This window comes from Pseudomonas sp. P135 (genome assembly GCF_020312125.1).
Lineage (GTDB): Bacteria > Pseudomonadota > Gammaproteobacteria > Pseudomonadales > Pseudomonadaceae > Aquipseudomonas > Aquipseudomonas fragariae.
In genome coordinates this window covers 284,558-298,971 of the sequence record NZ_JAGPYR010000005.1, presented here as the reverse complement: position 1 = coordinate 298,971, position 14,414 = coordinate 284,558, and the positions used below count along the sequence as shown (strand labels likewise).

The 14,414-nt window shown below is 59.5% G+C and carries 13 protein-coding genes; 5 read left to right on the top strand and 8 right to left on the bottom strand.

Features of this window, described 5'->3' with window-relative positions:
* Window position 1 precedes the first annotated feature (1 nt).
* Genes KBY08_RS10155 through KBY08_RS10145 form a run of 3 tightly spaced genes read right to left on the bottom strand, consistent with a single transcriptional unit; the run spans window position 2 to window position 2,953 of the window.
* Window positions 2-1,483 carry an aldehyde dehydrogenase gene (locus tag KBY08_RS10155; protein ID WP_011267658.1) on the bottom strand — a complete coding sequence of 494 codons (1,482 nt, stop codon included), beginning with the start codon at window positions 1,481-1,483 and terminating at the stop codon, window positions 2-4.
* Window positions 1,480-2,328 carry an alpha/beta fold hydrolase gene (locus KBY08_RS10150; protein WP_054091243.1) on the bottom strand — a complete coding sequence of 283 codons (849 nt, stop codon included), beginning with the start codon at window positions 2,326-2,328 and terminating at the stop codon, window positions 1,480-1,482. Before KBY08_RS10150 ends, KBY08_RS10155 begins: the two co-directional genes overlap by 4 nt.
* A 34-nt stretch (window positions 2,329-2,362) precedes the next feature.
* A complete protein-coding gene (locus tag KBY08_RS10145) occupies window positions 2,363-2,953 on the bottom strand; it encodes an amino acid synthesis family protein (protein WP_057457943.1) in 591 nt (196 codons plus the stop codon).
* A 413-nt stretch (window positions 2,954-3,366) separates the two neighbouring features.
* Between KBY08_RS10145 and KBY08_RS10140 the strand changes: the two genes are divergently transcribed.
* Window positions 3,367-4,506, top strand: a complete 1,140-nt coding sequence (locus tag KBY08_RS10140) for a glutathione-independent formaldehyde dehydrogenase (protein WP_003405501.1) — start codon at window positions 3,367-3,369, stop codon at window positions 4,504-4,506.
* A gap of 112 nt (window positions 4,507-4,618) precedes the next feature.
* On the top strand, window positions 4,619-5,479 hold the full coding sequence (locus tag KBY08_RS10135; RefSeq protein ID WP_011267661.1) for an SDR family oxidoreductase: 861 nt from the start codon (window positions 4,619-4,621) through the stop codon (window positions 5,477-5,479).
* A 107-nt stretch (window positions 5,480-5,586) separates the two neighbouring features.
* On the opposite strand, the gene KBY08_RS10130 is transcribed toward KBY08_RS10135, so the two are convergent.
* Entirely contained in the window at window positions 5,587-8,358 is a 2,772-nt protein-coding gene (locus tag KBY08_RS10130) for an RHS repeat domain-containing protein (RefSeq protein ID WP_129451047.1), read from the bottom strand.
* Window positions 8,359-8,608: 250 nt separating this feature from the next.
* Here KBY08_RS10130 and KBY08_RS10125 point away from each other — a divergent pair, with 250 nt between their 5' ends.
* Window positions 8,609-10,039: an NAD-dependent succinate-semialdehyde dehydrogenase gene (locus KBY08_RS10125; protein WP_011267663.1), complete on the top strand. Its 1,431-nt coding sequence runs from the start codon at window positions 8,609-8,611 to the stop codon at window positions 10,037-10,039.
* Between the two features lie 70 nt (window positions 10,040-10,109).
* Here KBY08_RS10125 and pbpG read toward each other — a convergent pair whose 3' ends face one another.
* On the bottom strand, window positions 10,110-11,045 hold the full coding sequence (gene pbpG, locus KBY08_RS10120; RefSeq protein ID WP_032611021.1) for a D-alanyl-D-alanine endopeptidase: 936 nt from the start codon (window positions 11,043-11,045) through the stop codon (window positions 10,110-10,112).
* A 268-nt stretch (window positions 11,046-11,313) separates the two neighbouring features.
* Here pbpG and KBY08_RS10115 point away from each other — a divergent pair, with 268 nt between their 5' ends.
* Window positions 11,314-11,874: a hypothetical protein gene (locus KBY08_RS10115; RefSeq protein ID WP_003405490.1), complete on the top strand. Its 561-nt coding sequence runs from the start codon at window positions 11,314-11,316 to the stop codon at window positions 11,872-11,874.
* Between the two features lie 95 nt (window positions 11,875-11,969).
* Here KBY08_RS10115 and KBY08_RS10110 read toward each other — a convergent pair whose 3' ends face one another.
* On the bottom strand, window positions 11,970-12,152 hold the full coding sequence (locus KBY08_RS10110) for a hypothetical protein (protein ID WP_003405489.1): 183 nt from the start codon (window positions 12,150-12,152) through the stop codon (window positions 11,970-11,972).
* A 172-nt stretch (window positions 12,153-12,324) separates the two neighbouring features.
* Window positions 12,325-12,681 (bottom strand): hypothetical protein, encoded by a 357-nt coding sequence (locus tag KBY08_RS10105; RefSeq protein ID WP_003410180.1) that lies wholly within the window; start codon window positions 12,679-12,681, stop codon window positions 12,325-12,327.
* Between the two features lie 211 nt (window positions 12,682-12,892).
* Between KBY08_RS10105 and KBY08_RS10100 the strand changes: the two genes are divergently transcribed.
* Window positions 12,893-13,708, top strand: coding sequence for a shikimate 5-dehydrogenase (locus tag KBY08_RS10100; protein WP_003369293.1), 816 nt, complete (start codon window positions 12,893-12,895; stop codon window positions 13,706-13,708).
* Between the two features lie 3 nt (window positions 13,709-13,711).
* On the opposite strand, the gene KBY08_RS10095 is transcribed toward KBY08_RS10100, so the two are convergent.
* Window positions 13,712-14,398 carry a YceH family protein gene (locus KBY08_RS10095; protein WP_096135601.1) on the bottom strand — a complete coding sequence of 229 codons (687 nt, stop codon included), beginning with the start codon at window positions 14,396-14,398 and terminating at the stop codon, window positions 13,712-13,714.
* Window positions 14,399-14,414: the final 16 nt, after the last annotated feature.

Here is a 14,414-nt window from a genome sequence, read left to right as displayed (position 1 = left end):
GTTAACGCATGACAAATGGATCAGGCATGGGCGCCTGCGAAAGGTTGATCCACACCGTTTTCAGTTCGGTGTAGGCCAGCACGGAGTCTATCCCGCTCTCACGACCGTAGCCGCTATTTTTGAAACCACCGATAGGCGCCATGGCCGACACGGCTCGATACGTATTCACCCAGATGATACCTGAGCGAATATCCCGCGCCAGACGGTGCGCGCGTCCCAGGTCACGGGTCCAGATGCCGGCGGCGAGGCCGAACTGGGAGTCGTTGGCGATGGCCAGCGCTTCGGCTTCGTCCTTGAAACGAATCACCGAGGCCACCGGACCGAACACTTCTTCCTGCATGATCTTCATCGAATTGTGATCGCACTCGAACAGCGTAGGTTCATAGAACCAGCCTTTGCTGTCCAGCTCCGGTCGCTTGCCGCCCAGACGCAGGCGTGCACCTTCGGCCAGCGCGTCAGCTACCAGGCCTTCTACCACGGCCAGTTGCTGGGCGGTGGCCATCGGGCCCATTTCGGTGCCTTCATCCTGCGGATTGCCGATCCGGATCCGACTGGCGCGTTCGGCCAGGCGTTCAACGAATTCGTCGTAGATTTCGTCCTGCACCAGCAGTCGCGAGCCGGAAACACAGCTTTGCCCGGACGCCGCATAGATGCCGGCGACGGCGCCATTGATGGCGCTGTCCAGGTCGGCGTCGGCGAAGATGATGTTGGGTGATTTTCCGCCCAGCTCCAGCGACAGTTTGGCGAAGTTCTCCGCGCTGCTGCGCACCACATGTCGCGCCGTGGCCGCGCCGCCGGTGAAGGCTATCTTGCGCACCAACGGGTGCCGGGTGAGGGCTGCGCCAGTGGTCGGGCCGTAACCGGTGATGACGTTGACCACGCCAGGCGGAATGCCGGCTTCAAGTGCCAGACGCGCCAGTTCAAGCACGGTGGCGGAGGCGTGTTCCGAAGGTTTGAGGACGATGGTGTTGCCAGCAGCCAGTGCTGGTGCCAGCTTGATGGCGGTCAGGTACAGCGGGCTGTTCCAGGGGATGATCCCGGCCACCACGCCCATCGGTTCGTGCACGGTGTAGGCGAACAGATCCGGCTTGTCGAGGGGCAGGGTGCCGCCTTCGAGCTTGTCAGCCAGCCCTGCGGTGTAATGAAAGAACTCCGGCAGGTAGCCGACCTGCCCGCGGGTCTCGCGAATCAGTTTGCCGTTGTCGCGGCTTTCCAGCTGCGCCAGTTGCTCTTTGTTTTCGGCAATCAGGTCGCCCAGCTTGCGCAGCAGCTTGCCGCGCGCCGTGGCGGTCAGGCCGCGCCAGGCCTGACCCTCGAAGGCTTTCTGGGCGGCCTGAACGGCCCGTTCGACATCGGCTTCGTCAGCATCCGGCAGTTGCGCCCAGGGTTCGGCCAGCGCCGGGTCGAGGCTGTCGAAGGTCTTGCCGGACAACGCATCGACCCACTGACCGTCGATGCACATCTGAAAGCGGGTAAGGCTCATGCAACAATCCCCTTGATCGAATGGTGAGCGGACGCCGGTTTGTCGAGGCCGATCTTTTCGAAGAAACCAAGCAACACCTGGTTGACCAGACGCGGCGATTCAACCGGCATCATATGGCGTTGATCGGGCAATATCGCGACCTCGGCACCGGGGATGCGTGCGGCCAGCTCGCGGGCCATTTCCGGCGTCGATCCCGGGTCAAGTTCGCCGGTGGCGATCAACGTCGGTGCGCGAATATCGCCCAGATCCCCGGCGCGGTACATATCCTGAGTGGCGAACAGCTTGTACGTGGTCAGGTAACCTTGCGGATCGTTGCTGGCCAGGTTGTGCCGAATGGCTGCAATCTGCGCCGGGCTGGCCGCCTGATACTCACGGCTGAACCAGCGCGAAAGCGCTTCGCCCGCGTTGGCGTCCGGGCCATGCTCGGCAGCCTGGCTGGTGCGCGCAATGACGCTGGCACGCTGTTCCGCGCTGCGATTGAAGACGCTGTTGAGCACCACCAGCCCCGACAGGTGCTGGGAAAACTCCAGCGCGAACGCACGCGCCACCAGGCCGCCCATGGAGAAACCGACGACCGCCGCCTGCGGCAACTGCAAATGTGTCAGCAGCTCGTGCAGTTGTTCGGCATAGCCCGGCAGGCCGGTGTCCGGATCGGGGCGCGGGCTGGCGCCGTGGCCGAGCATGTCGTAGGCGATGACCTGATAATGCGTGGCCAGCCCGACGATCTGGCCGCCCCACATTTCCTTATTCAGGCCCACCCCGTGAATCAACACCACGGGGTGACCTTGGCCGGTAGCCAGATAGCTGGTACCCGCCGGGGTGTGTTCAGCGGTGAGCTGAATCATGGATCGCTCCTGCGCGGACGTTAAAGGGGATGGATCACTGGGCCTTTTCGGCGGCCAGCTCTTCCAGGTCGATATACCGATTGCCGATTCGCGGATGCAGGCGTCCGCCGTTGGCGGCGCCAAGGACTATGATGATTTCGTCGGCGCGGGGCGAATCTTCGATGTGCATTTCCAGGGTGATGTAGTGCGAGCGCAGCCCTTCATCGTCCTTGTGCATCATCGGAATCTGGATCGACGTACCTGGGCCGCCGCGTTTGTTGGTGAAGCTCAGGTAGCTCTTGGCCTTGACGGCCTCACGGTAATGATTGCCAAAGCGCAGGGTATGGATCACTGCCGAGGCGTGTTCGATTTCACCTTCCGCGCCGACCACTGCAGCCTTGCCGTAGGCCTCGATTCTTTCCGCACCGCCAATCGCATCGGTGAGGCGCTTGACCATCAGCTCGCCCAGTGCAGAGCAGTTGGCGCGGATCTCCGGCTTCAGGTCTTCGACGAAACCACGGCCCAGCCAGGGGTTCTTGATCACCGCCGCCAGTCCGATCATGGTGACCGGTTTGTCGGTGGCTTTGCCGCCCTCGATAAAGGTTTCTTCGGTGTACGTGACGATCTTGCGAATTTCAAAGCTCATGAATGACTCCCAGAGCGAGTAATTTTGTATTTCGTCTGATGGTATACCATAAGATCGAGCATGCAAATCCTTTATTTGCGGCGGCTACCGGGCTTGTCGTTAATCTCATTTACCTCAATCCATACGCGCCCACAGCTCTAGGCTCTGTACGAAAAGTGGCTGCGCTCGGTGATGCTTCGTTAAAAACAGGCTCGGAATGCTCATTTACAACACGTAGACTCCGCTTCCTCGCCTGTTTTTGCCTCGCCTGACCTTCGCTCGCCGACTTTTCGTACAGAGCCTATCTCGCACTCATCGATGACCATTCGTCAGGTGTAAAGGCAATCGCTTTGAACAGGCGCCTTCTGGTTGTGACAGATATTCGGTGAGCCCTAAAAAGCCCTAACGAATTTTTTACTGAGGAGACTCCGAACATGAAAGCCATCGTCTATAGCGGTCCGCGTGACGTCAGTGTCAAAAACGTACCGGATGCGAAGATTCAGAAGCCGACAGATGCGCTTGTCCGAGTGACCTCCACGAATATCTGTGGCTCGGACCTGCACATGTACGAAGGCCGCACGTCGTTCGAGACCGGGCGCATTTTCGGCCATGAGAACCTCGGCCAGGTGATTGAAGTGGGCGCCGGCGTTGACCGCATCAAGGTGGGCGACTGGGTGTGCCTGCCGTTCAATATCGGCTGCGGCTTTTGCGAAAACTGTGAGAAGGGCCTGACCGGTTATTGCCTGACCGCCAACCCTGGCAGCGCTGGCGCGGCCTATGGTTTTGCCGATATGGGCGATCACGAAGGTGGCCAGGCCGAGTTGCTGCGCGTGCCGTATGCCGACTTCAACTGCCTGCTGTTGCCCGAAGATGCCGCCGAGCGTGAAGAAGATTACGTCATGCTCTCGGACATATTTCCTACCGGCTGGCATGCCACCGAGCTGGCCGGGCTGCTGCCTGGCGAAAGCGTTGCCATCTATGGCGCCGGCCCGGTCGGTCTGATGGCTGCCCACTCGGCAATGATCAAGGGCGCCTCGCAGGTGTTCGTGGTCGACAACCATCCTGATCGTCTGGCCCTCGCGGCGAAGATGGGCGCGACGCCGATCAACTCGCTGGAGCAGGGCGCGGTGGATCAGATCCTCAATCTGACCGATGGCAAAGGCACCGACCGAGGCTGTGAGTGCGTCGGTTATCAGTGCTGCGACCGTCATGGTCACGAGGCCAATCACGTCACCATGAACAACCTCGTTGCCTCGACCAAGGCGACTGGCGGAATCGGTGTCGTGGGCGTTTTCGTGCCACAGGATCCGGGCGCCAAAAGCGACCTCGCCAAGGAAGGCAAGATGGCCTTCGACTTCGGCTCGTTCTGGTTCAAGGGCCAGCAGATCCGTACCGGTCAGGCCAACGTCAAGGCTTACAACCGTCGCCTCGCCGAGCTGATCCACCACGGTCGCGCCAAGCCGTCGCAGATCATTTCCCATCGCCTGAAGCTTGAAGAGGGCCCTGACGCCTACAAGCACTTCGATGCGCGTGATGAAGGCTGGACCAAGGTAGTGCTCAAGCCAGGTGCGTGATAGCCGCGTTTGACCAGCCCTTTGGTTGAAAGCCCTTGTCCTATCCGCCACAGGCGATCGGCAAGGGCTTCAGCACTTCAGTCAGAACTTTTATTCAGCGAGATTTATTCAGATGAACGAAGAATACCCAAAGCCGCCATTTGCCAGTCAGCCACAGGAAGTTCCAGGCATGCAGGGCAAGATGGACCCCTATCCCGATTGCGGTGAAAAGAGCTACAAGGGTTCCGGACGTCTGCAGGGCAAGATCGCTCTGATCACCGGCGCTGACAGCGGCATCGGCCGCGCAGTGGCGATTGCCTTTGCACGGGAAGGCGCGCAGGTCGCGATCTCCTACTTGAACGAGCATGAGGACGCGCAAGAAACCAAGCGCTGGGTCGAAGAGGCGGGCCGCAAATGCCTGCTGTTGCCGGGCGACCTGGCACAGAAGCAGCAATGCGAAGACATCGTGAGCAAGACCGTTGCAGAGTTTGGTCGCATCGATGTGCTGGTCAACAACGCTGCGTTCCAGATGACGCATGAAACGCTGGACGAAATCTCCGACGAAGAGTGGGTCAAGACTTTCGATATCAACATCACCGCGATGTTTCGCATCTGCAAGGCTGCGGTTCCGCATATGCCACGGGGCGGCTCGATCATCAATACCAGTTCGGTGAATTCGGACATGCCAAAGCCGACGCTGCTGGCTTACGCGACCACCAAGGGCGCGATTGCCAACTTCACCGGTGGCCTGGCGCAGTTGCTGGGCGAGAAGGGCATCCGTGTGAACAGCGTGGCACCCGGCCCGATCTGGACGCCTCTGATCCCGGCGACCATGACCGATGAAGACGTGAAAAGCTTCGGTAGCGAGACACCGCTGGGGCGCCCGGGGCAACCGGTGGAGGTTTCGCCGATCTATGTGCTGCTGGCCTCGGACGAAGCCAGTTACATTTCCGGCTCGCGCTATGCAGTGACGGGCGGCAAGCCGATTCTGTAATTACCCCGACAACGCCTATTTTGTTGAAACGGTGCCCAGGCAGGCACCGTTTTTTCAGGCGTCAATGACACTTTGTATTTGCACAAGCGGGTACTGCCATTAATCGTCTAATGTCCAGACTGATTTATCCGTGTTTGCGCATACCGGGCAGACTGTCCGGTCGCCATGACCAGCGACGAAAGCGTGTCGGCATTCATCAGCAACAATGAAGTTCTGGTCGTTGTGGTGCTCAGGAACTCTTGTTTTCGCTGTGCCGGGGTGTGCGCATTCTCGGTCAACGCCTGCATGGCGACTATATAGTTGGCTGGATCGAATCGTTTTTCATTGGGGCCATGCTTCGAGATTTTTCTTAATGACTTTCGCAACTCGCCGGACCACGCCTTGACCTGTGCGGTATCCGCTCCATCGACGAGGAGCTTGTCAGGATCCGTCAGATAATAAAACGCATCCATTGTATTCAGGCGGACATGGGAGGCCTCGTGAATAAGAGAACGTGCAACTTCCAGCACATCGTAGTTGGCAAGCAGGGAGGCCGACACCCCAATCCGTTCGACCGATTCATCAAACTCGCCTTGAAAATGAGTCGACGCGAGAATGTGCTCGGGTCCATCAAAAAGAAACAGCGTCAGATCGGATTCTGGACTGCCGATGCCCTCAATGAGCTCATGCATCTGCCGTAAGGAATCCTCCACGTCGATACTCGTAGCGGCGCGAGCGCTGGGGGCCAGCGCCCCAAAGGTTGCGTCGAAAGCCTTGTTTACGTCTCGCCTCGGTGATGCTTTTAGCAGCTCGGAACGCGTGAACCCCAATAACGAAACGGCAGCATCCTTGGCGTCATACATTTTGGATAGCTGCTCAGGCGAGAACTCGGAAAGGTCCTTTGCAACGACAACGGTAATGGGCACGTCGTAAGGAGCAGCCCCTTGTTGATCAGCAAACCGCAAAGGCGAATTCCTGACAAAACGATACAGGTTCATCCCATCCACTGTGCCCGCCGGATCCGTATTGATCCATCGCTGCAACCATGGCGCGTAATAGCGCAGGCCGTAGTAGTACAGCCCTGTTGCATCGCGTTCCTTGCCAGAATAACGAATGGTTTTATAGCTGGCTTCAATCGTACTGCGCCCTGCCCACCACGAGGTACCACCAAACGGGTAGTAACTTTCCTGGCTGATGATGTGCGCGTTTTTATCCAGCTCCAGGGTGCCGGACCCCAGATGATCGGCGAAGCTGTAGCGAACCTGATCGTTCTCAAGTCCTTCGGGTTGACCCGCCTGCCAGTGCAACACCCGTACCTCGTTGCGCCCGGCCTGGGTGACGATAACGTGCAAAGTCTCGGCTGTGGCGCTGTTGCTGTGCACCTCCAGGCCTGGTAAATAGCGCACTTCGGCACTGTGCACGACGGCTTTCGCCCTGGTCGTGTGGACTTTGCGCAGGCGTTGCCCACTGGCGTCGTAGACATAGCGCTCTCTGTCGTCGTCACCCGCTGCCCGAACCACCGGCCGCACTTGCTGCAACTGATTACGCCAGTCCCAGCTCATCGCTTGCCCGGCTTGCAGCTCACTCAGATTGCCATTGGCGTCGAACGCGGCAGCGATGGCCGCTTCATCCGGCGGTCGATCGTTGATAACCGGCAGGCTGTGATTGCTGGTTTGCGAAGTGACCAGGGTGCGCGAGTGGGACTGGGTGCCAGTGTGAGTCAGTTGCAGCAGATTGCCGCTCGCATCATAACGATAGGTTTGCGTGTATTTGGCCAGCTGCGTCGGGTCGAGGGGACACTGGAATGATGGAAAAACCGGGCCTTGATTGCGTTTCGCGGACTCCGTGCCCGTAGCCTGGATCAACTGATACAGCGTGTCGTATTGATAAGTCGACACCGGTTCAAGGCGCTGATTGCGATAGTACCGCGTCGGCTGAGCGCGATCTTCAATACGCAGGACATTGCCCACCGGGTCGTAGTCATACAGCAGATGTTGCAGCAGTTGGCCATCTGCCCGTGTGCCTTCGAGTTCAATCAGACGGCCATTTGCGGCGTCATGCAACGCCTTGGTCATAACGCCGTTGCCAGCCGTTTCCGAGGTTACGTGGCCTTGAGCGTCGTAATCGATACTGTGAACCAGAACTCGCTCTGTCTGCCCGGGGAGGCTGAGTGAAATGGCCTCGATATGACCTGCCACACTATGGGCAAAGGTCTGGACGTTACGCTGGGCGTCCGTTTGCGAGATGACATCGCCAGGCGGACTGCGTGCCCAGCGCGTAGTTGCACCTGGACCAGATTCGAGCAAGGCATCACGTTCTGCCAGCGGTTCTGGCCAGTCGACATTTTCGGGATTGAAGAGGAAATGCCGCGTCTGTTCAAGTACGCCGCCCGTCAGGGCGAACTCGGCATCCATTCGTGAACCAGCCGGGTCATCATGGCGTATGCATTGGTTGCACTGGTTATGGCCCTGAGTATCCGCGCCGCCGTATTGCCGCCGTTCGACGCAGCGTCCGTTTTCAATAATGGCAACGGGTCTGAGCTGGGCGTCATACTGCACACTTCGCTCAGTTCCACGGCCATCCCGGCTCACCACGACCTCGCCGCTTTCACCGGCCAGCATCAGCCGCCAACCGGCATCGACACTGTCGCTGAAAAGCGCCTGACCACTCAGGGAGAACACAGTAGCAATATTGACCGCAGCCTGGCTTTCCCAGAGCCTTGCATCCCAGCAGCTGACCGGATGCCCGGCAGCGTCATGAGCGGCGCGGTTTACCAGTCGTTCCGGCGTGTCGATTAACGGGTTGCGCCAGAAATCAATCGCGCGAATCTCCAGCCCGCGAGGATCAATGACAGTCAGGCGGGGCGTATGATGATGCAGTGCGGCAGACTGTGCGTTCATGATCCCGTCATCCCTGACTGGTGGCTCGAATCCAGGCTGTGTAAGTTGAGTATTGTCTTAAGTGCAGCATAGCGCAGGCCAATGAGACCACGGGGCCCAAACGTGTTGTGGGATTGTCGACGCGCGTCACGACGCGTCGCAAGATCGACGAGCCGTAGCGCTTGGTATTTTTGCCGATGGCCGGTGCTGATCAGCGAGTCTGATCCATCGGCCACACCGTTCCTTTCAGCGACTTATGGAGAAAGTGTTCATGTATCCAGACGTACAGCTTTATATCGATGGTCAGTGGCGCGCCAGTCGCGACAACCGCACGCTGTCAGTCATCAACCCGGCGACGGGCGAGGCGCTGGGCGCTGTGGCGCATGCCGGTATCGCCGACCTTGATGAAGCCCTGGCGGCGGCCGAGCGTGGCTTTGCCACCTGGCGTGCGACCTCGGCTTATGATCGCTACAAGCTGATGCAGAAAGCGGCAAACCTGGTTCGCGAGCGTGCCGACAGCATTGCCCGAATCATGACGCAGGAGCAGGGCAAGCCTCTGGCCGAAGCGCGCATGGAAACCTTGTCGGCGGCGGACATCATCGACTGGCTGGCCGAAGAGGGGCGTCGCAGTTATGGCCGTCTCGTGCCATCGCGTAACGTGTCCATCGAGCAGAAGGTCATCAAGGAACCGGTCGGTCCGGTTGCTGCGTTCACGCCGTGGAATTTCCCGATCAACCAGGTGGTGCGCAAGTTGTCCTCGGCGCTGGCTGCGGGCTGCTCGATCATCGTCAAGGCCCCGGAAGAGACGCCGGCGTCGCCTGCCGAGCTTATCCGCGCATTCGCCGATGCGGGCGTTCCAGCGGGCGTCATCGGGCTGGTGTACGGCGACCCTGCAGAAATCTCCGGTTACCTGATCCCGCATCCGGTCATTCGCAAGGTCACGTTCACCGGCTCCACGCCGGTCGGCAAGCAGCTGGCCGCATTGGCTGGCAAGCACATGAAACGGGCGACCATGGAGCTGGGCGGCCATGCACCGGCGTTGGTGTTCGATGATGCGGATATCGATCTCGCCGCTCGCGTGCTGGCCACCGCCAAGTTCCGTAACGCCGGGCAGGTCTGTGTATCGCCGACGCGAATTCTGGTGCAGCGCAAGGTGCTGGATGCGTTCACCGAGAAATTCGTCGGGCTGACCCGTGAAATCAAGGTTGGCAACGGTCTGGAGGCGGGCACTACCATGGGCCCGGTGGCCAATGATCGACGTATTCCTGCGCTGGTCGATCTGATCGATGACGCGGTGCGCGGTGGTGCGACGCTGTCTGCGGGTGGCAAGGCTGGCGAAGGACCGGGCTATTTCTTCGAGCCGACGGTGTTGAGTGGCCTCAAGCCGCACATGCGCATCATGAATGAGGAGCCTTTCGGCCCTGTTGCGCTGCTGGTGCCGTTCGACACACTAGAGGAGGCGATCGCCGAGTCCAACCGCGTGCCGTTCGGGCTGGCATCCTATGCCTTCACCACGTCGATGAAGACTGCTCAGGCGCTGAGCACCTATATCGAAGCGGGCATGCTGTCGATCAACCATCAGGGCATCGGCTTGCCGGAAGTGCCGTTTGGCGGGATCAAGGATTCCGGTTACGGTTCCGAAGGTGGCACCGAAGCCATTGAGGCTTACCTGAATACCAAGCTGGTCACTCAATACAACTGAGCGTTGCTCGGGTAAATAAAAACGGTCGCGATGTGCAAGCATCGCGACCGTTTTTCGTTGCCTGTGTGACTCAGTCTCTTGCTTGAATACCGGTCTGTCTCATGACCAGATTCTTTTCCTTCTTGTACTGCAGGGCCACTTCGGGGGCCGGGCCGCTCTGGCCGGTCTCCATCCATTTGCGTATGCGGCTGGCATCGGCGAAGTGCGTGTATTTGCCGAACGCATCGAGAATCACCACTGAAACCGGGCGGTTGGCCATGCTGGTCAGCAGCACCAGGCAGTGACCGGCCTGATTGGTAAAGCCGGTCTTGGTCAACTTGATGTCCCAGTTGTCCTTGCGCACCAGATGATCAGTGTTGCTGAAACCGAGGGTGTAGGTCGGTTTGCGGAACGTCACAGTCTTCTGCTCGGTGGTGCTCAGTTCACTGAGCAGCGGGTATTTGCGCGCCGCCATCACCAGCTTGGTGAGGTCGCGTGCGGTCGACACGTTGTACACCGACAGGCCAGTGGGTTCGACGTAGGCCGTGTGTTTCATGCCCAGCGCCTTGGCCTTGGCGTTCATCGCCAGAATGAACGCCGGATAGCCACCCGGATAGCTGTGCGCCAGGCTGGCCGCCGCGCGGTTTTCCGAGGACATCAGGGTGATCAGCAGCATGTCCCGGCGGTTCATTTCACTGCCGAGTTTAACGCGGGAGAAAACACCTTTCATTTCCGGTGTCTGGGAAATGTTCACCGGAATGACTTCGTCCATCGGCTGCTTGGCATCCAGCACGACCATCGCGGTCATCAGCTTGGTGACCGAGGCAATCGGCACGATCACATCCGGGTTGCTGGAATACAGCACCTTGTCGGTCTGCAGGTCGATGACCATTGCGCTGCCCGAGGCAAGGTGCAGGTTGGAAGGATCACGGCTCAGGACGGCAGGTTCGTTTGCCAGCGTAGGGGTAGAAAGCATGGGGCCGGTAAGTACAAATAATAGGCCCAAAAGAGACAGACGGATTTTCAAGAGCAAGGCTCACTCGATAAAAGGTGGTAAATGGAAGGGATCGCGTCAAAACGCTGCATTTTATGAGCAGACTTTGCCGTATGTCGATGGGCTGGGGTGGGCGTTTGCGCAATAAATGACGCAATCGGTCGTTCATTAAGTTGCCGTTAAGTCGCTTTCTGCTCTGCAACCTGCCAAAAACCGCCTCTCAATTGAATATTCGTGGTGCGCAAGGCCCGCACCGATTAGCATTCCATGCCATTCAGGTCACCGATTCAGGAGTCATGCAATGCTCAAGGGGTTTGTCAGCAAGGATTACGCAGTTCTGGTGATCATCGCGTCATTGATTGTCATTCTGCTGCTGGGGGTCGGCTTTACCTCACGTCCAAGTGACTGGGCGGGCTGGATGCAGGCGATCGGTCTGATTGTCGGGCTGATGGCCGCCGTCGCAGTACCGGGCATCCAGCGCAAGCAGGAAGCGGAACTGGCGCACAAGCAGCTACGTGACCGGGAAGTGGGCTACGCGCGGCGCATGCAGTACCTGTGCGGCGAGCTGAGCGAACTGCAGGGCCGTATCAGCCTCAACCTGACCCATCTGCGCGCCAGTGACCGGCATAGCCTGAAATACACTTTGCAGGATTACCTGCATCGCCTGTTCGAGTCGCATAAACATGACCTGAACGATGACCGTGTGGTGCTGGCTTACGAATTGCGTCAGGTTGCCAATGACCTGATCGATGAACTCGACAGTGGCCGTACCGATCGCGTGGTGTTCATGGCGCTGGAGAAACGCCTGCAGAAACTGGCCCATCGCTGTCAGGTCAACGCGGCCATGGCCGAGCGCGGCTGAGCCTCGTTACCGGCTTTTTCCGTGGCAAAAAAAGCCCGCCTTCAAAGAGGCGGGCAAGGGATGTGCGGAGCAACGCACGAGGTTTGCAGAAGAAGTCAGCTGTTGAGGGGCTGGCACTGCATTTGCCGCGACAGGGCCTCTGCAACAGGCAATGACGCAAACGGGCCGCTGACGGGTTCGCCATCCTGAATCAGGTACCAGCAGGCCAACAGGCCGCGCTCTCTGAGCGGGGCTGGAACTGCGCTACCGACGACGGACATGATGTGTACCTTGGTCATACGTGCCTCCTCAATCCATGGCGCTACTGTAGAGGGCGAGCGGGCAAGTCAGAAATCGACGCTCTCAATAGTGGTCATTGATAACAACGAGGGTTGGGCGCATTGCATTGGCCGCCGATAGTGTGAGCACACCAATGAAAAACCCGCCTGAAAAGGCGGGTTTTTTGTTCTGTTACCAGCGACCGCGTGGCGGGCCGTAGTAATAGCCGGGGCCTGGAGGCGGGCCATAACGATGGTAGTAGCCTGGCGGTGGCGGTGGCGGGTAGCGCTCGACCACCTGATAAACCGGGGCCGGCTGGTAGTAGACAGGCGGCGGCGCGTAGTAGACCGGCTGCTGCTGTACATAAACCGGCTCGCGCTCGACGTACACCGTCCTGTCGCGGCCTGAAGATACCGCCGCCCCGACAACGGCAGCGCCTACGATAGCACCTACCACGGCAGGGCCACCCCAGCCACGGTCAGCATTCGCCTGGCCAGCAAGGGCCAGGGCACCTACAAACAAGGCGATCTTGGGGATTTGACGAATCATGACTGTTCCTCGCTCTCAACCCGTTGTCGCGCGCCTGCATCACTCTCAAGCACTGCCACGGGATAACACTATGACACCGAAATTGTAAGAATCTGCGAAAGTGCTGAGTAAATTTTATGTAAGGTGTGCCGCGTATGTCCTCGCGCTCACTGGTGCGTAGCATACGCTTCTATCGAAGATTCAAGCCATTACCGTCTGGAGGAAACACCCGATGTCCGTCACTGCTAACAGGGAGACATTATTGTGCATGTCCATGGCCGCCCGTCCCGGCAACTTTGGTGTGCGTTTCCATAATCATCTTTACCAGCAGTTAGGCTTGAACTTCTATTACAAGACCTTCGCCCCCAATGACCTTGCCGCCGCCGTGGCCGGCATACGCTCGCTGGGGATTCGTGGCAGCGCAGTTTCGATGCCCTTCAAGGAGGCCTGCATCGAACTGGTCGACGAACTGGACGCCTCGGCTGCCGCTATCCAGTCGATCAATACCATCGTCAACACCGACGGGCATCTGAAGGCGTTCAACACCGATTACATCGCCGTCGCTCAACTGATGGAGAGCCATGCGGTGCCGCGCAGCGCGTTTGCCCTGCGTGGAAGCGGGGGGATGGCCAAGGCAGTGGCGTTCGCGCTGCGCGATGCGGGTTTCACCGAGGGGCTGATCGTGGCCCGCAACGAGCAGGCCGGCCGGCGTCTGGCAGAGGCGTGCGGCTTTCGCTGGCAAGCGGAGCTGGGCAGTGCGCGACCCCCCTTGCTGGTCAACGTCACTCCGTTAGGCATGCAGGGCGCGCAAGCTGACGAACTGTCGTTTGACCTGCAAGCCATCGACGCTGCTGAAACGGTTTTCGATGTGGTGGCTACCCCCGCCGACACGCCGCTGATCCAGGCTGCACGTCGTTTGGGCAAGCGTGTGGTGAGTGGTGATGAAGTGGCGGCGATCCAGGCACTGGAGCAGTTTGTGCTCTATACCGGCGTGCGCCCGACCGACGAGCAGTATCAGCAGGCTGCAGCCTTCGCAAGAGCCGGCTAGTCGTCAGGTCGTCAGGTCGGGCAGGGCGCGTTCCAGTCTGGCCAGGCGTTCTTCAAGGGCCGCGACCCGTGCCTCCAGTTCATCGATACGCGAGTTGGCCGCCGGGCTTGCAGAATGTCGCTCCGGTGCCTGTTGGCGAGCGGCAAGCAGTTCCTGCAGCGATTCCGGGTCACCGAGCAGATGCATGTAACGGTCTTCGCGCTGGCCCGACTGGCGCGGCACGAGCATCGCCAGGCCTCTGGCGATCAGGCGTTCCAGCTGGTGGATGACCTGCTCGCTGTCCTCGAAATCATGCATGCGGTTACTGCGGGTCAGCAGCTCGTTGACGGTCTGCGGCCCGCGCAGCAGCAACAGGCCAGTGAGTATCACCTGCGCCGGGACCAGCTCCAGCCCCTTGTCGACCCTGTGCTCCCAGCGATCGGCGCGACTGCCCATGACCAGCCGCGTCAGACCGCGGCCTTCCAGGGCACGCAGGCTCTGGCCGACCTGACCCTGGGTGAGGTTCATGACCGGGTCACGACTGGTCTTCTGGTTGCAGGCCGTCACCAGTGCATTGAGGGTCAGCGGGTAGGTTTCCGGGTTGGTCGCCTGTTTTTCGATCAGGCAGCCCAGAATGCGCACTTCAGTGCCGTTGAGTTGTAACGCCTCGGTATTCGGGGAGGATTCGGTGGAGGACGATTCGATGGACATGACGCTTCCCTGAGTG

Excerpts from the sequence above, each read along its gene's own strand:
- KBY08_RS10155 (WP_011267658.1), bottom strand. The coding sequence starts at position 1,483 with ATGAGCCTTACCCGCTTTCAGATGTGCATCGACGGTCAGTGGGTCGAT.
- KBY08_RS10150 (WP_054091243.1), bottom strand. The coding sequence starts at position 2,328 with ATGATTCAGCTCACCGCTGAACACACCCCGGCGGGTACCAGCTATCTG.
- KBY08_RS10145 (WP_057457943.1), bottom strand. The coding sequence starts at position 2,953 with ATGAGCTTTGAAATTCGCAAGATCGTCACGTACACCGAAGAAACCTTT.
- KBY08_RS10140 (WP_003405501.1), top strand. The coding sequence starts at position 3,367 with ATGAAAGCCATCGTCTATAGCGGTCCGCGTGACGTCAGTGTCAAAAAC.
- KBY08_RS10135 (WP_011267661.1), top strand. The coding sequence starts at position 4,619 with ATGAACGAAGAATACCCAAAGCCGCCATTTGCCAGTCAGCCACAGGAA.
- KBY08_RS10130 (WP_129451047.1), bottom strand. The coding sequence starts at position 8,358 with ATGAACGCACAGTCTGCCGCACTGCATCATCATACGCCCCGCCTGACT.
- KBY08_RS10125 (WP_011267663.1), top strand. The coding sequence starts at position 8,609 with ATGTATCCAGACGTACAGCTTTATATCGATGGTCAGTGGCGCGCCAGT.
- KBY08_RS10115 (WP_003405490.1), top strand. The coding sequence starts at position 11,314 with ATGCTCAAGGGGTTTGTCAGCAAGGATTACGCAGTTCTGGTGATCATC.
- KBY08_RS10110 (WP_003405489.1), bottom strand. The coding sequence starts at position 12,152 with ATGACCAAGGTACACATCATGTCCGTCGTCGGTAGCGCAGTTCCAGCC.
- KBY08_RS10105 (WP_003410180.1), bottom strand. The coding sequence starts at position 12,681 with ATGATTCGTCAAATCCCCAAGATCGCCTTGTTTGTAGGTGCCCTGGCC.
- KBY08_RS10100 (WP_003369293.1), top strand. The coding sequence starts at position 12,893 with ATGTCCGTCACTGCTAACAGGGAGACATTATTGTGCATGTCCATGGCC.
- KBY08_RS10095 (WP_096135601.1), bottom strand. The coding sequence starts at position 14,398 with ATGTCCATCGAATCGTCCTCCACCGAATCCTCCCCGAATACCGAGGCG.